The following is a 21,641-nucleotide window of genomic DNA, read 5'->3' on the forward strand; positions in this document are numbered from 1 at the left end:
GCATTCGCCATGCGAGAGTAGGACACTGCCAGGCACCCAATACAAGAAACCCCGCTCATCGAGCGGGGTTTTTTATTGCCTGAAATTCAGCAGGTCGCCTAAAAATTGGCCTGCGTTACCCCCTCCTTCCCCTGAATTCCTGAGCATCCCATCAGTTTTACTCATAAAAAATGGCCCTGGCGGCGTAAAATGGCGCTTTATCTGGTCGGAGATAGCCCATGTTTTGTCCAAAATGCGGCGGTCAAACCCTGCAGAGCGTCAACCCCAAAGAGTTTTGCTGTGACTGCGGTTTTCATTTTTTCCAGAATGTAGCGACTGCGGTGATGGTGGCGCTTTGCTGGCAGGATGAGGTGCTGGTTGCGGTGCGTGCCCGCAATCCGGGCAAGGGGTTGCTGGATCTGCCGGGCGGATTTGTCGATCCCGGCGAGTCGCTGGAGGTCGCGCTGCGTCGCGAGTTGCAGGAGGAGTTGGGGTTCGATATGGTCGGTCAGCCATACCGTTATCTTGGCTCGTTCGCCAATACCTATCCCTATGACGGCATCACCTATCACACCTGTGACACCTTCTTTGCCATCAAGCTGAGCGAAAAACCGGTCATCCAGCCAGCTGACGATGTCGCCGCCTGTCACTGGCTGAAGATCCGCGATATCCCCTTGCCCCGCTTTGCTTTCGAGTCGACGCGCACAGCTATGGCGCGGTTGCAGCAATCCCCTTTGCAAGCCTGATCCCTGCTGATGACGATGGGGATTGGCAGCGACCATCCCTGTCTCATCCTTGTCCGCTTTTGTCCCGCAGACGCCATTCGTCAGACGGTGAGTGGTATAGTCTGCAGTGGATCCGGATTCAAGGAGCATATCGTGAAGAAGATAGTTCTCATCTTGCTCGGCATCGCCGTGGCAGCCTTGCTGGCCATAGTGACGCTGATAAGCCTTATCGACCCCAATCAATTCAAGCCCCAGCTGGCTGAACAGGTGCGCAAGAGCACGGGCCGGGAACTGGTGATGGCGGGGGAGATTGACTGGCGTTTCTGGCCGAGTCTCGGCCTCTCGCTGGAGAAGGTGGCTCTGCGCAATCCGGCCGGTTTTGCCGAGCCGGATCTGATTCGTTTCGAACAGGGCGAGGCCTCGGTGGCCCTGTTACCGCTGCTCTCACATCGTCTGGAGATCGGCAAGGTGACCCTGAGTGGCGCCCATCTCTTTATCCAGACCAAGGCGGATGGCAGCTCCAATCTGAGCGGACTGATCAAAGATGCCACTGCTGATGCAAGCGAACCGGTCGTCCCCGCAACCCCTGCGCCAACCTCTGATAGCAAGCACTGGCAGATCAGCTTGCAGGGTGTCGCGCTCTCCCAGGCCAGTGCGCTTGTACAGGATGATCGCAGCGGCACGTCGCTGCGACTGGATCGACTCGATCTCGATATGGGGCAGCTGGCCACCGGTCAGTGGGTACCCGTGACGCTGGCCGCGAAGGGGAGTGCCGACAAGCTCGCTTTCGACGTTAAAGGGCAGACCCAGATCAAGCTGGCGCAGGAGGTGATGGCCAGTGAACTGAAAGATCTGAGCCTCAGTGGCAGCCTGAGTGCCCCGTCCCTGCGACTCGACAGTTTCTTCATCAAGGGGGATCGACTGGCCCTTGGTGAGTGGAACAACCTCACGTTGGCACTGAAAGGGGCCAAGGTAGAGGGGCAGCAAGTTTTACTGGCAGGTTCGCTGGAAGGAACGCTCAAGGGACGGCTCGATAAAGAGATGAAGCTGGCCGAGCTCTCCGATGTGCTGCTGACGGCAGCGCTGGAAGGTGATGCGCTGCCGCGCCCGCAGATGAAGCTGAAACTGGCCGGGTTTGCCCGTGCCGAGCTCGACAAGCAGTTGATTACCCTGAGCAAGCTGGTGATGAGTGCCGATGAGGCGCTGTTGAGTGGTGATGGAACCGTGCAGCTTGGCGCTGTTCCCTCGATCAGCTTCGATCTCAAGGGGGAGAAGCTGGATCTCGACAAATGGCTCGCCAAATCGGCACCGACCACGACCGCACTGGCGAAAGAGGACAAACCGGCGGCCGGTGCTTCCAATGCCGCTGCAAGTGACAATAAAGCAGTAACTGGCAAGAGCGAAGCTCTTTCCACGGTCGAACCGGATCTGGGCGCGCTCAAGGGGATGGATCTGGATGGTCGGCTGCAACTTGGCAGCCTGCGCCTGAAAGGGCTGGATCTCGGCGCAGTCGATCTGCAGGTGGCTCTGGCCAAAGGGCTGCTGACGCTCAAACAGTTCAGCGCGACCGTAGCTGGCGGTCAGGTAAACGCTAACGGAGTTCTCGATGCACGCCAGCAACCCGCCACCTACAAGGTGCACAAGCAGGTGGCCGGAGTGAACATCCGTCCCTTGCTTCAGACTCTGGCTCAGAGCGATCTGCTGGAGGGCAAGGGCGATCTCGATGTGCAGGTGCAGGGCCGTGGTCTCTCCGCGCTGGCGCTGCGCAACGGGATGCAGGGTAAGGTGACATTGAAGCTGAGTGACGGCGCCCTGCACGGCATCAACCTGCCGGAGATGATCCGCGAGGCGCGGGCCACCCTCACCGGCAAGGGAGCCGAGCAGGTGAAGGAGGCGCGCAAGACCGACTTCAGCGCCCTGACCGCCAGCTTCCTTATTGCCGATGGCATCGCCCGCAGCAACGACATCCAGCTCTTTGCCCCGGCCTTGCGGGTCAAGGGCGAGGGGCAGACGGCGCTGGTGCCACAGAGCCTCGACTTCCTGTTCCTCACCTCCATCGTCGAGAGCAGCAAGGGGCAGGGAGGCAAGGACGTGGACGAGCTGAAGGAGATCACCATTCCGGTGCGGATCGGCGGCCACTGGCAGGCGCCCAGCTACCAGCTCGACGTAAAGGCGCTGCTCAGCAACAACAAGCTGCTGGAGGAGAAGGCGCGCAAGGAGGCCGAACGCGGTCTCAAGAAGCTGCTGGGTGACAAGGCCGACAACGAGGCCGTCAAAGGGGTGGCCGACCAGCTGCTCAAGGGCTTGTTCAAATAGCCCCAGCCTTTCGTTTTATCTCCATGTAGAGCCCGCCTCGTGCGGGCCCTTTTTCATTGCCGCTAGCGGGAATTACTCCCCCAGCAGCAGTTGCCAGACCGCCAGCACATGGCCTCGTTCGGTCAGTAACTGATCGTCGCTCACCTTGCGGGAGATCTCCGAGAGGTTGAGGCGATGGCCGAGGTTGCGGATCTCCAGATAGGCCTGCTTCAGCCCCTCCGCCTGCTCCAGGGTCAGCACCCCCGCCATGACGCACTCATCGAAGATGCGCACGTTATCGGACCAGCGGGTGAGGGCATCGGGTTCACCGCAGGCGTGGGCCAGCACCAGATACTGGGCGATAAACTCGATATCCACCATGCCGCCGGGGGACTGCTTGAGGTCGAACTCGCCAGCACCCGCTTTCAGCAGATGATCCCGCATCTTGTGGCGCATCTCGCGCACCTCGCGGGCCAGAGTCGGCAGATCCCGCTCCTTGGCCAGCACATCGCGGCGGATACGGGCAAACTCGGCGATCACCGCCTCATCGCCATAAATCGGACGGGCCCGCACCAGTGCCTGATGCTCCCAGGTCCAAGCCTCGTTTTGCTGATACAGCTCATAGGCCGAGAGGGACGAGACCAGCAGGCCGGAGTCGCCGGAAGGGCGCAGCCGCATATCGATCTCGTAGAGAATGCCGGAGGGGGTGCGGGTGCTGAACAGGTGCAGGATCCGCTGGGCGAGGCGCAGGTAGAACTGGCGGCTGTCGATGGGCTTGCGCCCATCTGTGTAGCTGTTGGGGTCGCCGCCGTGCAGAAACACCAGGTCGAGATCAGAGCCGTAACCGAGCTCGATGCCGCCCAGCTTGCCATAGGCCACCACCGCAAAGCCGCGCTGGCCGCTCACCGCCACCTCAGGCGGCACCCCGTAGCGCTCGCTCATCTGGGCCCACGCCTGATTGACTACCTCTTCGGTGATCGCCTCCGCCAGCCAGGTGAGGTGGTCGCTCACCTTCATCAGCGGCAGGGCGCCGGCGATGTCGGCCGCCACGATGCGCAGCAGCTGCACCTGTTTGAACTGGCGCAGCGCCTCCATCTGCTGCTCCACGTCCTCTTCGGGGATGCGCAGCAGGAACTGGCGCAACTGGGGCTTGTACTGGTCGAGCGGGGTGGGGTGGTAGAGGTGCTGGGGATCGAGCAGCTCATCCAGCAGGATGGGGTAGCGGGCCAGCTGTTCGCTCACCAGATGGCTGGCGTCGCACAGCCGTACCAGCTGGCGCAGGGCGCCCGGGTTTTCCGCCAGCAGTTGCAGATAGGCGCTGCGGGTGAAGATGCGGGTCAGCAGCTCGCATACCCGCTCGAACAGGCGGGCGGGTTGCTCACTGGCGACCACCAGCCGCAGCAGCTCCGGCATCAGCCAGTCCAGTGCGATGCGCCCCTGCGGCCCCACCTGACGGCGCTTGTACTCCTCCTTGAAGCGCAGCAGGGCAGCGCAGAGCGGAGCGGGCTCGACGACCCCTTGAGCAGTCAGCAATTTTTCCAGCTCGGCGGCATCGAGCTCGGTGCGCCAGAGATCGAGCCAAAGCTGCTCCAGATGGGCGGGTGCCTCTTTCTCTTCCCCCACCACGGCGGCGAACTCCTGATGGACGGCAGCCATCTCCTCATCGAGATGAGCCATAAAGGCGCCCCAGTCGGCAAAACCGAGGGCGGCGACGAGCCGCTGGCGATCCCGCTCCTCGGTGGGCAGGGTCTGGGTCTGCTGATCGCCGATCTCCTGCAAGATGTTCTCGACCCGGCGCAGGAAGCGGTAGGCCGTCAGCAGGCGATCGCAATGGGCGGATTCGAGGGCGCCACATTGAGCGATGGCGGCCAGCGCTTCGGGCAGGTGGCGCACCCGCAGCGCAGGTTCACGGCCGCCGCGAATAAGCTGCAGTGCCTGGGCGATAAACTCCACTTCACGGATGCCGCCAGCCCCCAGCTTGATGTTGCCCTCCAGTCCCTTGCGGCGCACCTCAGCGGCGATCATCGCTTTCATCTGGCGCAGGCCGTCGATAACGCCGAAATCGATATAGCGGCGAAACACGAAGGGGCGCAGCATCTCGGCCAGCTCCACCGCATGTTCGCACTGGGGCCCCAGTACCCGCGCCTTGACCATGGCGTAGCGCTCCCAGTTGCGACCGTGATGCTGGTAGTAATCCTCCATGGCGGCAAAGGAGATGGCGAGCGGCCCCGCATCGCCAAAGGGGCGTAAGCGCATATCGACCCGGAACACCTGACCATCCTGGGTGGGCTGGTGGAGGGCGTTGATGATGCGTTGGCCCAGCTTGATAAAGAACTGCTGGTTGGCGAGCTCGCGCCGTCCGCCGACCGTGTAACCGTTCTCGGGGAAGGTGAAGATAAGGTCGATGTCCGAGGAGAAGTTGAGCTCACCGCCGCCGAGCTTGCCCATGCCGAGAATGAGTAGCGGTTGCGGATTACCGTTGCCATCCATCGGGGTGCCCAGCTCGCCACACTGTTTGGCGTAGAGCCAGTCGCGAGCAGAGCAGATCAGGGCATCCGCCAGCTTGGTGAGATGGATAAAGCTCTCTTCCACTTCAGAGTGGCCCAGCAGCTCGCGCCAGGCGATCACCAGCATGCGGCTGCGGCGGAACTGGCGCAGGATACGCTTGAGCGCCTCTTCATCACTCACCTCGGCGAGCATGGCGGTCAGATCGCGCTGGTAGGCGGGCCAGCGTTCGGCCTGATCCAGTTCTCCGGAGGCGAGCAGTTCGGTCAGCAACTCGGGCTGTTTGAAGAGGGAGTCGGCGACAAAATCGGAGAGCCCAAGCAGGGTCAGCAGGGTCTGGCGAACGGGCTCGGGCAGCGAGCCATAGTCGGGGGCCAGTTCAATCAGTCGTTGCCAATGGCGCTGGGCCAGCTCTTGCAGCAGGGGAGAGAAGGCGGAGAGAGAGGGAGAGTGCTGGGCCACGGTTGCCGTCCTTGTGATTAACGAAACTGCCGGATAAAACGCTGGCTGCCAATCTAGCACTGTCGGGCCCCCGCGTCACAGCGCAGGGGCGAGAAGCATGATCCGGCAAATAAAAATGGGCTCCCTGTCGGGAGCCCATCGGATTGCGCTGGTCATTATCAGTGGCTATCGACCCAGAAGAACTTGAGGACGAACAGCAGGGCAACCACCAGCACGCAGGGGTTGATTTCGCGCCAGCGGCCGGTGCCCGCCTTCATCACGCAGTAGGAGATAAAGCCCACTGCGATCCCCTCGGTGATGGAGAAGCTGAACGGCATCATGACGGCGGTCATAAAGGCCGGTACCGCTTCGGTCAGATCTTCCCACTTCACTCGGGTCAGCTCGGAGCACATCAGCACGCCCACATAGATAAGGGCGCCAGCGGCGGCATAGGCCGGCACCATGGCGGCGACCGGGGAGAAGAAGATCGCCAGCAGGAACAGCAGGCCGACCACGATGGCGGTTAGACCGGTACGGCCGCCGACGGCGACGCCGGAGCTGCTCTCGATAAAGGCGGTAACCGAGGAGGTGCCCATGAAGGCGCCGCCGACGGAGCTCACGCTATCGACCATCAGCGCCTGTTTCATGCGCGGGAAGTGGCCCTTGTCATCGGCCAGCTTGGCGCGGTTGGTGACGCCGATCAGGGTGCCGGAGGAGTCGAACAGGTTGACCAGCATAAAGGAGAAGATGATCCCGGCGAGGCTGATATCGAGCGAGCCCATCAGATCCAGCTGGCCGAACACCGGTTCGATGCTGGGGGGCATGGAGACAAAGCCCTTGAAGGTGACATCGCCAAACAGCCAGCCCAGACCCGTGGTGACCACAATGGCGATCAGCACGGCGGAGTGGACGCCGCGAGCGGAGAAGATGCAGATCAGGAAGAAACCGAGCAGACCCAGCAGGCAGGGCAGGGAGGTGAGGTTGCCCACGGTCACCATAGTCGCAGGGCTGGCCACGACGATCCCTGCGTTGTGCAGGCCGAGCAGGGCGATCAGCAGACCGATACCGGCGGTGATGCCGACCCGCAGGGTGAGCGGGATGTTGCCGATCAGCCAATAACGCACCCGCAGCAGAGTGAGGATCAACAGACCCATGGCACCCCAGAAGATGGTGCCCATGCCCACTTGCCAGGAGTAGCCCATACCCGCGACCACCACGAAGGCGAAGAAGGCGTTGAGGCCCATGGCGGGGGCCAGCGCGATCGGCAGGTTGGCCAACAGGCCCATCAGGATGCTGCCGATACCGGCGATGAGGCAGGTGGTGACGAACACGGCCTGGGTGTCCATGCCCGCCGCAGAGAGGATCTGCGGGTTGACGAACACGATATAGACCATGGTCAGGAAGGTGGTGATACCGGCAATCACTTCGGTACGGGCGGTAGTGCCATGGCCTTGCAGGGCAAACAGGCGCTCAAGCAATCCTTGCCCGGCGGCCTGATTGGCAGCTTGGTGTTGTTGATTCATGTTGGATTCCAATAGGTGACGTGAAATAAGCAGCAGGGGAACGGGCTATCCCATCCATGCGGGGTAAATTGCCCTGTTTCTGGCGGTTAAGTAACCAGACTCGTCCTGATACCGTGACAGCGCGCACATTTTTACACAGGCGGCGCCGTTTACAAACCCCGGATCTGCGAAGCAGATCAATGAATAGAGTAAAAATTCAAACGTTTGCTTTTTGAGCATGAAAAAAGGTTCTCAGCAGAGAACCTTTTATCGAAAATTGGGGGCTTACAGGGTTTTGAAGTAGCGCTCGACCAGCTGGGCCAGCACCGAGTCGAGTCGGTCTTGTACCTCACCCAGTTCGCGGCCGAAGCGGCGCAGAAAGAGGATGGCCTGCTCTTCGGTCAGCTTGCGCCCCTCGATAAAGAACTCCTGCTCCGGCAGTTGCTTGTCGTAGCGGGGGATCAGCACCCAGCTCACCAGCTCTGGATCCACGGCGGCAAAAATCTTGGCGGCAGCAGCACAGAAGGTCTCTATGTGTTCCTTGCCATCCGGCCCGAGGCAACCCGGTTCAACCCGGATCTGGATGGTGAGTTTTTTCTCTATGGGGGTCGTCATCGTGCTACATCCATGCAAAGGCATCCGTCTAGGATTGTAAGCCAAAAGACAACAGAAATGGGAGCCGGAGCTCCCCTTGTGACGTTGGTCGCAGCTGCGATGGTACGGCTTGTACCGACTGACAGCTTACTTGGCGATGCGCTTGTACTTGGCGCGGTGCGGCTGGATGGCCTCGGCGCCGTAGGTCTTCTTCTTCCACTCTTCGTATTCGGTGAAGTTGCCTTCGAAGAATTCGATCTTGCCCTCGTCCTGATAGTCCAGGATGTGGGTGGCGATGCGGTCGAGGAACCAGCGGTCGTGGGAGATGACCATGGCGCAACCCGGGAACTCCAGCAGTGCGTTCTCGAGGGCGCGCAGTGTTTCGATATCCAGATCGTTGGTCGGTTCATCCAGCAGCAGCACGTTGCCGCCGGTCTGCAACAGCTTGGCCAGATGCAGACGACCGCGCTCACCACCGGAGAGTTCGCCAACCCGCTTCTGCTGGTCGGAACCCTTGAAGTTGAAGCGGCCGATATAAGCCCGGCTCGGGAACTCGTAGTTGCCGATGCGCAGGATATCCTGACCGTCAGCGACCTCTTCGAATACCGTCTTCTTGTCATTCATGCTGTCGCGGAACTGATCCACAGAGGCCAGCACCACGGTGTCACCCAGGGTGATGGTGCCGGAATCCGGCTGCTCCTGACCCGACATCATGCGGAACAGGGTCGACTTACCGGCACCGTTCGGGCCGATGATGCCGACGATGGCACCCTTCGGAATGGAGAAGGAGAGATCGTCGATCAGTACCCGATCACCGTAAGATTTGCGCAGGTTGGCCACTTCCACCACCTTGTCGCCGAGGCGCGGTCCGGGCGGAATGAACAGCTCGTTGGTCTCGTTGCGCTTCTGGTAGTCGTTGGTGTTGAGCTCTTCGAAGCGAGCCATACGGGCCTTTGACTTGGCCTGACGCCCTTTCGGGTTTTGACGAACCCACTCCAGCTCTTTCTCGATGGACTTGCGACGGGCAGCTTCAGAACTTGCTTCCTGCGCCAGACGGGCGTCCTTCTGCTCCAGCCAGGAGGAGTAGTTGCCTTCCCACGGGATACCTTCGCCGCGGTCCAGTTCCAGGATCCAGCCCGCCACGTTGTCGAGGAAGTAACGGTCGTGGGTGATGGCCACTACAGTGCCTTCGTAGTCGTGCAGGAAGCGCTCCAGCCAGGCCACGGATTCCGCATCCAGGTGGTTGGTCGGTTCGTCCAGCAGCAGCATGTCCGGCTTTTCCAGCAGCAGACGGCACAGTGCCACACGGCGGCGCTCACCACCGGAGAGGTGCTTGATCTTGGCATCCCATGCCGGCAGGCGCAGGGCATCGGCCGCCCGCTCCAGCTGGTTTTCCATGTTGTGGCCGCCCTGAGCCTGGATGATGGCTTCCAGCTCGCCCTGTTCGCGGGCCAGCTTGTCAAAGTCGGCATCCGGGTCGGCGTAGGCCGCATAGACCTCGTCCAGCCGGGCCATGGCGCGCTTCACTTCGCCAACGGCCTCTTCGACCGCTTCGCGTACTGTCTGCTCCGGATCCAGCTTCGGCTCCTGCGGCAGGTAGCCAATCTTGATGCCGGGTTGCGGGCGGGCTTCCCCTTCGATCTCGGTGTCGATGCCCGCCATGATGCGCAGCAGGGTCGATTTACCGGCGCCGTTCAGACCCAGCACGCCGATCTTGGCGCCCGGGAAGAAGCTCAAGGAGATGTTCTTGAGAATATGACGCTTGGGCGGCACAACCTTGCCGACCCGGTTCATGGTGTAAATAAATTGAGCCATTGGCTAATTCTCTTCCTTTTCAGCAGGTTAATGTCTTGGCATTAACAGACTGATGTCGTGGTGGGGCCAGGTCGACACGCCGTCAACCGGGTTCCAAAAAACCCGTCGATTGTAAACCAACGGACGAGGGGGGGCAAAGGCGGCACCCGGCTATGTCCTCCCTTTGCCAACAGGGTCACGCCTTGCTGCATCAGCCGTGCAATTTGGGCATGATGTGGGCTGCTGTTTTGTCCAGGAGCCGTCATGATCCCATCTCCTCAAGTTCCCTCACTGGCCACCTTTCTCTGCTCCATGGGATTGGATGCCGCCCTGAGCGAAGCCCTCTGTCAGCGTTTGCCACGGTAGACGCTGCGCGCCGGTCAGGCACTGTTGGCGCAAGGGGCCGAACAGGAGGGGGCCTTCTATATCGAAACGGGCATCGCCCGTGCCTGCCACTACAATCGGGACGGGCAGGAGCGCTGCAAGGAGTTCTACTTCGAAGGGGAGCTCTGCCTGCTCTATGACAGCTGGCTTACGGGGTTGCCCGCCCGCTATCAGCTGGAGGCGCTGACGGAGCTGCAGGTGGTGCGGGTGCCGATCGCCCTGCTGGATGAGCCCATCTGGCAGCCGGTCTGCATGGCCCTGCTGCGCCAGCAGCTCGGTTACAAGGAGCGCAAGGAGGCGTTTTTGCTGCTCCACTCCCCCGAAGAGCGTTATCGGGAGCTCTGCCACACCTTCCCCCACTGGCCTGCACGACTGACCCAAGTACAGCTCGCCAACTACATCGGCATCAGCCCGGTCACCTTGTCACGGATCCGCAGGCGCATTAACACGGGTTAATGCCGCTCTCCGGCCATCCCCTCATGCTGCGCCATCCAAATGACGGACGAGGGGTGGATGATGTCGCTGTTTCTGTGGTCGCAACTGGTGGTGAGCCTGGCCTTGTTGCTCGATCTGTTGTCGTTTCAGTTGCGGGATCGTCGCAGGATCCTGGCCTGTCTGGCCCTCTCCTGCACCCTCAATGCCGGTCACTTTGCCCTGCTCGGGCAGTGGTCGGCCGCCAGCCTGTTGCTGCTGGCCAGCGTGCGCTTTCTGGTGAGTATCTGGCTGGTTCGCCGCATCTTGATGTGGTTCTTCATGGGGTTGGCCTTTGCGGCTGCGCTGGCGACCTATCAGGGCGTACTCTCACTGATCGGGCTGCTGGCCAGCCTGCTGCAAACCCGGGCCGCATTTTGCCCGGATGATCGCCAACTGCGGCGCTGGATGCTGCTCGGCACCCTCTGCTGGCTGGTCAACAACCTGCTGGTGGGCTCTCCGGTCGCCGCGCTGATGGAGGGGCTGTTTCTGGTCAGCAATCTGGTGGGCTACTACCGCCACTATGGGCGCAGGGCATGTCCGGGGGGTTGATATCGGCTGTGGAAGAGAGCGCGGGGTAAGTCCTGTCTGATAGAGCTTACAAAGCAGAGAGGCCGCCATAGTGGCGGCCTCTCTGGCTCATCAGGCTTTGTTGAAGCTGTTGATGAGTGCTTTTGCGTAATCAATGACGAACTGCTGGCAGTGGATGGCGGTCTGCGGATCGAACTCCTCGCCATGCAGATCGGTATTGGAGAGCACCCGGATGCCGACAAAGGGCACCTTGTAGGCCTCGGCGACCAGCGCTGCGGAGGAGGTCTCCATCTCTTCTGCTGCAGTGTTGTAGGTCTGATGCAGCCAGTTGATGCGGGCCACCTGGCGGTTCCACTCATCGGCAGTGCCTATGATGCCGGCAACTACGCGGCCGTGGCGATAACGGTCGGCCATGCCAAGGGCGCGGCCAACCAGCTCGGGATCGCCGCCAAAGGAGGAGTGCTCTACCAGCTTGCCTTTGTCACGCAGGCGCATGGTGACCTCGAAGTTGTGCCATTTGCTTGGGTCGACACCCTGCTCGGCCGACGTCAGATCACTGCGATAGGCCCCCATGTTGAAGCTTTTGGTACCGATAACGATATCGCCCCGGTGTAGCGCCGGATCATGGCCGCCTGCCGTGCCCTGATTGATGACGAGGCGCGGATGAAAGCGCTCCATGGCGAGAGTGGTGGCAGCAGCGGCATTGGCCAGCCCCACTTCGGTGCGAGAGACAACTACCGGATAACCCGAGAGGGTACCCTGCCAGTAGGTCCAGGCGCCGACGGTCAGCTCCTGCTTGTCCTTGAGGGCGGCCACCAGCGTCTCGACTTCGACGTCCATCGCTCCCTGGATCAGGATGGGTGCTGGCGCCGGAGTGGCCGCCATGATGGAGGAGGAAAAGAGTGCAAACAGCGTGAGCAGGCGCGAGCAACGTTTGATGAAATTCATGGGATACCTGTTGGTCTGGCAAGAAAGCGCCGGATCCTACCGAAAGGAAAACGATTGCACAAATGGTGGTACGTTTTTTGTCAATAGCGTGCAGCTAGTCGAACAGGTTCAGGGCTGTTTATGGCCAGCGAAGTAGAGCACCCGTTTGACATACTCCCGGGTCTCGTCATAGGGGGGGATCCCGCCATAGCGTTCCACCGCTTTTTCCCCGGCATTGTAGGCCGCCGAGATCCGCACCCAGTCGCCATCGAAGCGGCGATCCAGCCACTTGAGATAACTGACGCCACCCTTGATGTTCTGTGCCGGATCAAACGGACGAGTTACCCCGAATCGCTGCTGGGTCTCGGGAATAAGCTGCATCAGCCCCTGGGCATTCTTGGGTGAAACTGCGCGGCTTTCGAGGTTGGATTCGGCAATGGCGATGGCCAGTACCAGCCTGGCATCCACCTTATGGTGTTTGGCTGCGTGGCGCAGCATGATGACCAGTTTTTGCTTTGCGGGTGGCTGGTGGGCAATCCAGGTGTCGACATTGAAGGGGGCGGAGGGGAGTTGTGCCAGATAGCCACCCTGTCCGCCACGGATCCCGACACCGCACTGATCCCCCATGGGGGCATTGCCGATACGGGCGTTGTAGTAACGGGCAGCCTGTCGGTTACCAAGGCGCATCGCCATGGCGAGGTAGCTGTTGGCCAGCTTGGCGCTGCGCACCGAGGCGGGGCCGATGGCAAGCAGACGACCGATCCGGAAGTAACCTTCGGGGTTGCCGGTACTGGCCGCGACACAGTAGAGGGCGATGGCCTGTTGCAGATTGCCGTGTTGCTGGGCCAGTTGACCCTGCTTGATCGCCGTCAGTGCCTTGGGGGCCTGTCTGAAATCCCTGCCTTGTGCCATCGCCTGCGGCGTACCTGCCAGTAACAACGACAAAAAAAGCAGTAAAAACAGACCGTTTTCACTGATGTTCCCCATGGGTGATCTCCTGCTTGAGTACAGAAGATATAGAGGAACATGGCAGCTATCGCCACGAACCCAGTGGATCCTGTTGTTATAGCCAGTTGATTTCAGAGAGCAAAACGGTATGGAACTAACGGTCTGTCGACAGTTTCACACCATTTTTCATCGGGTTAGAAGTCGTGGTGATACTCATGCTCATCCAGCACGGCGGGAGGAAGCGTGCGATAGAAGCTGCCAATTTCGCAGGCGACCCAGAGCGACAGCAGGATCAGCATGCTGAGCAGGGGAAGCAGGGTGTGGTTCTGGGTCAGGGCATAGGCTGCGATGGCTGCGCCAAGCAGGAGAAGGGTTCGGATCATGAGGTAGCTCCTTGTCGTCATGGGGGGGCGTGGCCACGGACAGAGCGCCTGGGGTCGGGAGTGGCTCCCGGGTGGCACGAAGCGAGGTGATTATATCGCGTCATGCCGCTGCCGGTCCGTGGTGTCATCACACTTTCCATCGTCATGGGGTTCGTATCGAGTTGGGCCCCGCCATATGCGGGGCCTGTGGTTGTGTAACGGTTAGAAGCAACCGCCGTTGCTATCGTCACTGTCGGTCCAGCCGCCACTCTGGCTATCGTCGTCGAGAAAACGGCTGCCAACATCGGGAGGTGAATCCCAGCCATTCCAGCTGACCGGTTCGGCATCGACCGGATTGGCGATGGGCGCTGGCGCTACGATGTCGATGATCTCCTCGGGCCGGTTGTGGTGAAACAGTCCACCGATCATGTCGGCCAGCATCACACCACCGGCCACACCTGCGGCGGTTTGCAGGGCGCCACCCAAAAAGGAGCTGGCACGGGACGCAGGTTGGGCAGGAGCGGTTACCGGTGGCGGAGTGAAGCGTGGGGGCGGGTTGTTTTCGCTACCAAACAGGCCGGAGAGGAAACTGCCGCCGCTCGGGGCGCTCTGGCTGGACTCCAGCTCCTTGATCCGCTCGTTGAGGCGAGTAAGGGCTGCCTGCTGTATCAGTAGCACCTGGGTCATGTAGTAGGGGGCATCCGGCTGCTGGGCCAGATGTTGCCGGATCAGCTGATCCGCTTGTTGGTCTCGCTCGCTATCCCTGGCTTGCGCTTGCTTGAGGCGGTCGAACAGTCCATCGATCAGACCCTGTTCCTGTTGTTGCATCTCAAATCCTCGCTATGGTGCGCAGACAGTGCGTTCAGCCATCCTAAAACCCGCTGGACATCAGTGGTATCTGATTAACTCATCAATGACCGAGGGGTTGCCTCGATGTAGTCAGGAGGAAGCCCGGTAGTAATCGAGATACCAGCGCACGAACGCGGTAACCCCTTCCTTGATGGAGGTGGCTGGGCGCAGGCCGGTGAGGGTGTGGAGGGGCTCGTTGTCGGCCCAGGTGGCGTGCATGTCGCCCGCTTGCATCGGCAGCATCCGCTTGATGGCGGGCTTGTCCAGCGCCTGTTCCAGCGCCTCGATAAAGTCGAGCAGCCGCACCGGCTGACCATGACCGATGTTGAGGATGCGGTAGGGGGCGGCGCTCTCGGCAGGGCTCTGCTCGCCGGCATGCCAGTGAGGGTTGGGGCGAGGCGGTAGCTCGGCGACGGCGAGGATCCCCTCGACGATGTCGTCTATGTAGGTGAAGTCGCGGCTGAGATCGCCCTGGTTGTAGACGTCGATGGGCTCGCCTGCCAGGATGGCGCGGGTGAACTTGGTGATAGCCATGTCGGGCCGGCCCCAGGGGCCGTAGACGGTGAAAAAGCGCAGCCCTGTAGTGGGCAGACCGTAGAGCGCCGAGTAGGCGTGGGCCATCAGCTCGCTGCTCTTCTTGGTGGCGGCATAGAGGGAGACCGGGTGATCCGCCTGCTGCGCGGTGGAGTAGGGCATCTGATCCCCCATGCCATAGACCGAGCTGGAAGAGGCGTAGATGAGGTGCTGGATCCCGTGCTGGCGACCCCCCTCCAGCACCGTCAGCATGCCGGTGAGGTTGCTGTCGGCGTAGGCAAACGGATTCTCCTGCGAGTAGCGTACCCCCGCCTGAGCCCCCAGATGGATCACCCGCTCGAAACCATGACGGGCAAAGAGAGTAGCCATCGCTTCGCGATCCGCCAGATCGACCCGTTCGAAGTGGAAATGGGGATAACTGGCCAATTGTGCCAGCCGCGCCTCTTTCAGACTCACCTCGTAGTAGTCGTTAAGGTTGTCGATGCCCACCACCTGATGACCCGCCGCGCAGAGCCGGCTGGCCACATGAAAACCGATAAAGCCGGCAACACCGGTGACCAGATAGGTCATGGTTGGGGTCCTGTGCAGATCATGGGGCTCCTGACAGTGATGAGAAAAGGGGGTTGCGCGCTTTGTAGCAGAGCCGGCGCGTTTGCGCCATGGCAAACCGCCTCTGTCGGCGCGGCATGCTGCATCTTGGTGCAGCAGGTGTCAATGCCAGATGACAGGCACCAGAATGGGGCGTTCAGCCTGACTGTTGTGATCCTTTTCACAAAAAATAGACTGGACCCCATAACGAAGCCCTGTGGACAGGGCTCGCAGCCCGCCCGCAACGGCAGGCGACAGACACTCTCTCTTTACTTCGCTTGGATACAGGTTATGGACAACACCTCGATTCGCACTGCTCATCCTATTTATGAGGATGTGCTGGCCCTGCTGACGGCGGCCGGCTTTGTTTCCCTCGGCATCTTTCTGTTTCATCAGGTTGGCCTGCTCACCGGCGGGACTGCCGGGCTGGCGCTGCTGCTGCAAAAGGTGACCGGCATCAGCTTCGGCCTGCTGTTTTTCGGCATCAACCTGCCCTTCTATGCGCTGGCATGGCTGCGGATGGGGCCACGTTTTACCTTCAACACCTTTGTCTCGGTGGCGGCGGTCTCCTACATGACCGATCACCTCAACGGGGTGTTGCAGATCGGCAAGATAGAGCCTCTCTATGCGGCGCTGATCGGCGGCACCCTGATTGGCATGGGGCTGCTCATCATGTTCCGTCACAAGTCGAGTCTGGGGGGCTTCAACATTCTGGCGCTCTTTATTCAGGATCGTTTTGGCATCCGGGCGGGCAAGCTGCAGATGGGGCTTGATTGCGCCATTGTTGTCGCCTCGTTTTTCGTGGTGCAGCCCTGGATCCTGGCGCTCTCCATCGTGGCGGCGGTTATCTGTAATCTGGTGTTGACACTCAACCACAAGCCCGGCCGTTACCAGATTGCCTGACAAGCTGCGGCAGTGGCTCGATAAGACAAGCGTGACCCGATAGCACGAGGCGGCCTGATGGCCGCCTCGTCTGTTTCTACCCTCGGGTTTGTTCGCTGCGCCTAGCTCGCCTGCTCCAGCCTGCTGTCGCCGCTCATGGCGTTGCCGCTGATAGCGTGACCACCGACGGCGAGCGGGGTGTGGCAGGCCACCTGATGATGGGCCTCATCACACACCTCAAGCTTGGGCGCCTTGCTTTTGCACAACTCGGTCGCATGGGGGCAGCGCTGGTGGAAGTGGCAGCCGCTTGGCGGCGAGATGGGGGAGGGCACATCGCCGGTCAGCAGAATGCGCTGGCTGCGCCTGCGCGGGTCCGGTACCGGAATGGCGGAGATCAGCGCCTGGGTGTAAGGGTGGCGCGGCGCCAGATAGAGCGACTGGGCATCCGCCAGTTCGACGATCCGTCCCAGATACATCACTGCAATCCGATCCGAGATGTGTTTGACCACCGACAGATCGTGGGCGATGAAGATGATGGAGAGGTTCATCTCCCGCTGCAGGCTGAGCAGCAGGTTGACGATCTGCGACTGCACCGAGACATCGAGGGCCGAGACCGCCTCGTCGCATACCAGCAGCTTGGGCTTGAGGGCGATGGCGCGGGCGATGCCGATCCGCTGGCGCTGACCGCCGGAAAACTCGTGGGGGTAGCGATCCACCGCGCTGCCCGGCAGGCCCACTTTTGCCAGCAGCTCTTGCACCCACCCGCGCCGCTGCTCAGTGTTGCCTTTACCGTGGATGATAAAGGGCTCCTCCAGGATCTGGCCCACGGTGTGGCGGCTGTTGAGGGATTCTGCAGGATCCTGAAACACCATCTGCATCTCCTGACGCAGGGAGCGCATCTCCTTCGGGCTGAGGGCGGTGATATCGCGCCCCTCGAAAGTGATGGTGCCCGCGGTCGGCTCGAACAGCTTGAGCAGGCTGCGCCCGAGGGTGGACTTGCCGCAGCCCGACTCACCCACCAGCCCCAGCGTCTCCCCCTGTTTCAGGTCGAAGCTGATGCCATCCACCGCGTGAACCGTATATTGCTTGCGCAGGAACCCGCCTCCCAGCCGGAAGTGCTGTTTCAGATCCCTGACCGATAACAGAGTGCTCATGGGGTCAACTCCTTCCAGTAGTGACAGGCGACATGGTGGCGCGGATTGAGTTGCTCCACCGCCGGAATGGCGCTGATGCAGAGATCGGTCGCATGGGGGCAGCGGTTGGAGAAGCGGCAGCCAGCGGGCATCTCGTGCAGGGCTGGCACCTGTCCCTTGATGGTCTTGAGCAGGCTCTTGGGCTCATCCTCGAGTCGCGGGATCGAGCTCATCAAGCCGTGGGTATAGGGGTGACGGGGGTGGTCAAACAGCTCGAACACGTCGGCCTGCTCTACCGCCCGCCCGGCGTACATCACCACCACTTCGTCGCACAGCTCCGCCACTACCCCCAGATCGTGAGTGATAAAGATGATGGCCATCCCGGTCTGGGCCTGCAGCTCTTTCATCAGTTCGAGGATCTGGGCCTGAATGGTGACATCCAGCGCCGTGGTCGGTTCGTCGCAGATAAGCAGGTCTGGCTCGCAGGAGAGCGCCATGGCGATCATCACCCGCTGGCGCATACCGCCGGAGAGGTTGTGAGGGTAAACGGCAAAGCGCTGGGCCGGTTCCGGGATCCCCACCTTCTGCAGCATGGCAATGGCCGCGGCTTTGCGCTGGGCCTTGTCATACTCGGGGCGGTGGAGGCGAAACACCTCCATCAGCTGCTCCCCCACCGTCTGCACCGGGTTGAGGGCCGTCATCGGCTCCTGAAAGATCATCGAGATGCGGTTGCCGCGCACCTTGTACATCTGATCCGGCGCAAGCGACAGCAGCTCTTCCCCCTGAAAGCGGATGGAGCCGGCTACCACCTGACCATGGGGTTTGGGCAAGAGCCCCATGATGGCGAGTGAAGTGACACTCTTGCCACAGCCGGACTCGCCGACGATCCCCAGAGTCTGACCCGGGGCCACCTTGAAGCTGACCCCGTCGAGCACCTTGATCTTGCCGTCGTCGACGGCGAACTCCACTTCGAGATCGCGTACTTCGAGGATTGGGGCCTGGTGCTGGCCGTTATCAACGGCGAACTCCCCCCCGTTATCCGGTACGTCAAGAATGGGGGCCTGAGTGTTGGGCATAACGGCTGCTCCCTTCGCAATGGCCTGAATATCAATGACGTGCATAGGTCTTGTCGAGCAGGTTGATGGGCGCCAGCGCCTCCCCTGCCTCCTTGGCGTTGCGGGTCTCTTCCTTCACCTTGGGATCGAGCCAGAGCAGACCGCCACTACTGTGAGGATAACCGTCCATCGGCCAGTAGAGCAGATCCGGCGTGTTCTTGGTGGCAGGCACCTCCGGCAGCATCACATAACGCCAGCTGCTGGCCCGCACATAGTTGAGCTGCACCCCGGGTACGAAGATGGCGAGATCATAGATGCGCTGCTGGATCTGCTGGGAGAGCTTGGCTCGTTTGGCCATGTCGAATTCGACGTTGTAGGCATCGATCAGCGCGTCCAGCTCCTTGTCAGCCACGTTGAACAGGTTGTTGGTCTGCGGTTTGTTGGCGTTGGCGGAGTGGAAAAACTCCCAATATTGCGGATAGAGACCGCCGCCGCCCCAACCGAGCCAGGCCGCTTCGTGTTTCTTCTCCAGCATCACCTTGAAGCCGGTGGCGCCATCCACTAGGTTAAGCTCCAGATCGAGACCCGCCTTCTTGGCCTCCTCTTTCAGCACGGTCAGCCGCTTGGAGTGCTCCTGACTGGTGTAGGTGAGCGCCAGCGTCAGCCGCTCACCCTTCTCATTTTGCAGGATGCCGTCAGGCCCCGGCTTGTTGTAGCCGCCCTTGGCAAAGTACTCCCGCGCCTTGCCAATGTCATAAGCCCGCTCCGGCAGCGTGATGTCAGTGAACTCGCCAAAGCCCGAGTCAAAGGTGGTGGCTCTGTCATAGTCGCCGCGCAGCACGGTCTCGATCATCTTGTCGATGTTGAAGGCGTGCTGGATGCCGAGGCGCACGTTCACGTCCGCCAGCTTGGGGTTGGCCACATTGAGGTGAACCCCCTGACCGCCCTGTTTGGTATCGGTCATGGCCATTACCTTCTGCACGTAGCCTTTTTTGTACTCCGGGGTGACCGCTTTTTCATGCCACCAGTTGGGCAGGATCATCTCGAAGGTATCGATCTCCCCTTTCAGGAAGTGGCGGAAGGCGATGTTGTGGTCGCGGATCACCTGCACCTTGATGGTGTCGATGTTGAATCTGTGCTGGTTGTAGCGATCATCCTTTGCCCACCAATCCTTCTGCTTGCTGAAGGTGACCGACTTGCCCTTCTTGACGTCGCTGATCACGTAGGGTCCAGTGGTGGGCACCACGGCCCAGTTGTACTGCTTCACCCAGTTGGGGGTCAGCTTGTAGTAGTGCCTGGGCTGGGGCCACAGCTCGGTAGTGTTGAGCAGGTCCATCTTGGCCTTGCGGTTGCCCGCTTTGACCATAATGGTGTGATCATCGATCTTCTCTACCGCGACCACTTCAGTGGTGTAGTAGTTGTTGAACCAGGGCCCCTTGATGTGTTTGGAGCGCATCATCTCGTAGCCGAAGGTGTAGTCGTCAGCATTGACCGGCTTGCCATCCGACCATTTGGCGCGGGGATCCAGCTTGAAGTAGACGGTCTGGCTGTCTGGCGCGATGGCCCAGTGGGTCGCGAGCGAGGGGATGGGGTTGCCGGTATTGGGGTGGAAGCTGATGAGCCGCAACTGGTTATCGAGAATAAAGGAGCGGAACGATCCGTTGGAGTCAGGCCCCACGGTGCGAAACGTCAGCGGAAAGCTCTCCACAAACATATTGAGGCTGCCGCCCGGCAGCGCCTTGGGGGAGGCGAACACAGGATCCGTGTCGTTGGTCTCCCATTTGAGATCCGCGGGCAGGCTGGCCGCCCAGACCCAGGATCCGTTTACCAGCACAAAGAGAGCACCTATCCATTTGATTTTATTTTTCATGTTTGACTTCCAGGTCTGGCCCCTGCACTGGGGGTCTTGATTGATAACGGGATTATCCCTTGCTCCCGGGACCGCCGATGGCGGCGGCCCGTCCTTCATTTATCACTGTTCGTTACCCGGCGCCTGCCGATGCGCTGGCATCGGCTGGCTTATTGGTAACGGGTAAATTTGCGTGGATCGAACGCCTCGCGGATCGCCTCACCGATAAAGGAGACCATGATCAGCACCAGACTCACCGCGGCCACCACCGAGCTGACGATCCAGATGGCATCCAGATTGTTGATGCCCTGGGAGAGCAGCTCCCCCCAGCTCGGGGTCGGCGGCGCAAGGCCAAAGCCCAGATAGTCGAGGGCCGTCAGGGTGGAGATATTGCCCACCACGGCGAACGGCGCCAGGGTGACGATCATCATCAGGGTGTTGGGCAGGATGTGGTTGAAGATGATCCGCCCGGTGGTCGCCCCTTGCGCCCGCGCTGCCATCACATAGTCCCGCGCCCGCTCCTTGTAGGTGAGGGTACGCATATACCAGGTGATCCCCATCCAGCCGAACAGCACGTTGATGGCAACAAACAGGCCGAAGTTGGGCTTGGCCAGCGACACCAGGATCATGATGACGTAGAGAAACGGCACCTGGGACCAGATCTCGATAAAGCGTTGCAGGATGAGGTCGAAGCGGCCGCCGAGAAAGCCCATCAGACAGCCGATGGTGACTCCGATGGCGTAACTGGCCGCCAGCGCGATAAAGGCAAAGCCGATGGCGATGCGAAAGCCGTAAACCAGCCGCGCCAGCACGTCGCGGCCGCTGGTGTCGGTGCCGAGGAAGTGGCGCTCGGCTGCGCTGGGGGCGTAAGGTGGGTAGGCATCCTCCTTGAAATCCTGCTCGTAGGGGTTCCAGGGTACCGGCGGCAGCAGCACCCAGTCGCCCTGGCCCTCTGCGGCAAACTTGGCCTTGAGCTGGCGGTAGTTGGTTTCGTACTCGTAATCGAGCCCGAACTGCTGACCGGAGATCACATCGCCATAGGTGGGGAAATGCAGCTGGCCCTGATAGCTCACCATCAGTGCCCGGCTGTTGACCAGCAGCTCCGCCAGCAGGGAGAGCAGCACCAGGGTGGTGAAGATGATGAAGGAGTAGTAACCGCGCTTGATCGACTTGAAGCGCTTGAGTTTTTTCAAGGTAACCGGATTGAGCTTCATGGTCAGTCTCCAAACCGCACGCGGGGGTCAACAGAAGGTGCAACGCAGATATCGGAGACGATATGGCGTGATATCAGCA

General features: G+C 60.9%; 17 protein-coding genes and 1 pseudogene. 5 read left to right on the forward strand and 13 right to left on the reverse strand.

Features of this window, described 5'->3' with window-relative positions; all coding sequences use genetic code 11:
• Positions 1 to 218 precede the first annotated feature (218 nt).
• Together G5149_RS17380 and G5149_RS17385 are read left to right on the forward strand one after the other, a co-directional pair.
• Entirely contained in the window at positions 219 to 725 is a 507-nt protein-coding gene (locus tag G5149_RS17380) for an NUDIX hydrolase (protein WP_216979421.1), read from the forward strand.
• A gap of 132 nt (positions 726 to 857) precedes the next feature.
• Positions 858 to 3,020 carry an AsmA family protein gene (locus G5149_RS17385; RefSeq protein WP_337073564.1) on the forward strand — a complete coding sequence of 721 codons (2,163 nt, stop codon included), beginning with the start codon at positions 858 to 860 and terminating at the stop codon, positions 3,018 to 3,020.
• 72 nt (positions 3,021 to 3,092) lie between these two features.
• Here the strand turns inward: G5149_RS17385 and glnE are convergent, their stop codons facing one another.
• From glnE to ettA, 4 genes are all read right to left on the reverse strand, one after another.
• Positions 3,093 to 5,966, reverse strand: coding sequence for a bifunctional [glutamate--ammonia ligase]-adenylyl-L-tyrosine phosphorylase/[glutamate--ammonia-ligase] adenylyltransferase (gene glnE / locus G5149_RS17390; protein ID WP_421213140.1), 2,874 nt, complete (start codon positions 5,964 to 5,966; stop codon positions 3,093 to 3,095).
• 158 nt (positions 5,967 to 6,124) lie between these two features.
• The gene (locus tag G5149_RS17395) at positions 6,125 to 7,468 is read right to left on the reverse strand and encodes an NCS2 family permease (protein WP_255909502.1); all 1,344 of its coding nucleotides are present in this window, start codon (positions 7,466 to 7,468) and stop codon (positions 6,125 to 6,127) included.
• Between the two features lie 264 nt (positions 7,469 to 7,732).
• Entirely contained in the window at positions 7,733 to 8,062 is a 330-nt protein-coding gene (locus G5149_RS17400) for a hypothetical protein (protein ID WP_216979417.1), read from the reverse strand.
• A 126-nt stretch (positions 8,063 to 8,188) separates the two neighbouring features.
• Positions 8,189 to 9,856, reverse strand: coding sequence for an energy-dependent translational throttle protein EttA (gene ettA, locus G5149_RS17405; RefSeq protein WP_421213142.1), 1,668 nt, complete (start codon positions 9,854 to 9,856; stop codon positions 8,189 to 8,191).
• 243 nt (positions 9,857 to 10,099) lie between these two features.
• Here ettA and G5149_RS17410 point away from each other — a divergent pair.
• A pseudogene (locus G5149_RS17410) lies at positions 10,100 to 10,675 on the forward strand (Crp/Fnr family transcriptional regulator).
• 57 nt (positions 10,676 to 10,732) lie between these two features.
• Positions 10,733 to 11,242 carry a YgjV family protein gene (locus tag G5149_RS17415; protein WP_421213144.1) on the forward strand — a complete coding sequence of 170 codons (510 nt, stop codon included), beginning with the start codon at positions 10,733 to 10,735 and terminating at the stop codon, positions 11,240 to 11,242.
• 90 nt (positions 11,243 to 11,332) lie between these two features.
• On the opposite strand, the gene mtnN is transcribed toward G5149_RS17415, so the two are convergent.
• From mtnN to G5149_RS17440, 5 genes are all read right to left on the reverse strand, one after another.
• Positions 11,333 to 12,169, reverse strand: a complete 837-nt coding sequence (gene mtnN / locus G5149_RS17420) for a 5'-methylthioadenosine/S-adenosylhomocysteine nucleosidase (RefSeq protein WP_216979413.1) — start codon at positions 12,167 to 12,169, stop codon at positions 11,333 to 11,335.
• Between the two features lie 108 nt (positions 12,170 to 12,277).
• Positions 12,278 to 13,135, reverse strand: coding sequence for a lytic transglycosylase domain-containing protein (locus G5149_RS17425; protein ID WP_421213146.1), 858 nt, complete (start codon positions 13,133 to 13,135; stop codon positions 12,278 to 12,280).
• A gap of 155 nt (positions 13,136 to 13,290) precedes the next feature.
• Positions 13,291 to 13,479 (reverse strand): hypothetical protein, encoded by a 189-nt coding sequence (locus tag G5149_RS17430; RefSeq protein WP_421213147.1) that lies wholly within the window; start codon positions 13,477 to 13,479, stop codon positions 13,291 to 13,293.
• Between the two features lie 201 nt (positions 13,480 to 13,680).
• Positions 13,681 to 14,286 (reverse strand): DUF2076 domain-containing protein, encoded by a 606-nt coding sequence (locus G5149_RS17435; protein WP_204385116.1) that lies wholly within the window; start codon positions 14,284 to 14,286, stop codon positions 13,681 to 13,683.
• A 111-nt stretch (positions 14,287 to 14,397) separates the two neighbouring features.
• Entirely contained in the window at positions 14,398 to 15,411 is a 1,014-nt protein-coding gene (locus G5149_RS17440) for an NAD-dependent epimerase (RefSeq protein WP_421213149.1), read from the reverse strand.
• A 309-nt stretch (positions 15,412 to 15,720) separates the two neighbouring features.
• On the opposite strand from G5149_RS17440, the gene G5149_RS17445 reads away from it, so the two are divergent.
• Positions 15,721 to 16,332, forward strand: coding sequence for a YitT family protein (locus tag G5149_RS17445; protein WP_005349421.1), 612 nt, complete (start codon positions 15,721 to 15,723; stop codon positions 16,330 to 16,332).
• 101 nt (positions 16,333 to 16,433) lie between these two features.
• Here G5149_RS17445 and G5149_RS17450 read toward each other — a convergent pair whose 3' ends face one another.
• The 4 genes from G5149_RS17450 to G5149_RS17465 form a co-directional block, all read right to left on the reverse strand.
• Positions 16,434 to 17,465: an ABC transporter ATP-binding protein gene (locus G5149_RS17450; RefSeq protein ID WP_216979408.1), complete on the reverse strand. Its 1,032-nt coding sequence runs from the start codon at positions 17,463 to 17,465 to the stop codon at positions 16,434 to 16,436.
• Positions 17,462 to 18,520: an ABC transporter ATP-binding protein gene (locus tag G5149_RS17455; RefSeq protein ID WP_330123983.1), complete on the reverse strand. Its 1,059-nt coding sequence runs from the start codon at positions 18,518 to 18,520 to the stop codon at positions 17,462 to 17,464. The genes G5149_RS17450 and G5149_RS17455 overlap by 4 nt, the downstream gene beginning before the upstream one ends.
• Positions 18,521 to 18,551: 31 nt before the next feature.
• Positions 18,552 to 20,369 (reverse strand): extracellular solute-binding protein, encoded by a 1,818-nt coding sequence (locus G5149_RS17460; RefSeq protein ID WP_201938279.1) that lies wholly within the window; start codon positions 20,367 to 20,369, stop codon positions 18,552 to 18,554.
• A gap of 149 nt (positions 20,370 to 20,518) precedes the next feature.
• Entirely contained in the window at positions 20,519 to 21,562 is a 1,044-nt protein-coding gene (locus tag G5149_RS17465) for an ABC transporter permease (RefSeq protein WP_139410822.1), read from the reverse strand.
• Positions 21,563 to 21,641 lie beyond the last annotated feature (79 nt).

The organism is Aeromonas sp. 600479, from assembly GCF_049175515.1.
Classification (GTDB): Bacteria; Pseudomonadota; Gammaproteobacteria; order Enterobacterales; family Aeromonadaceae; genus Aeromonas; species Aeromonas veronii_A.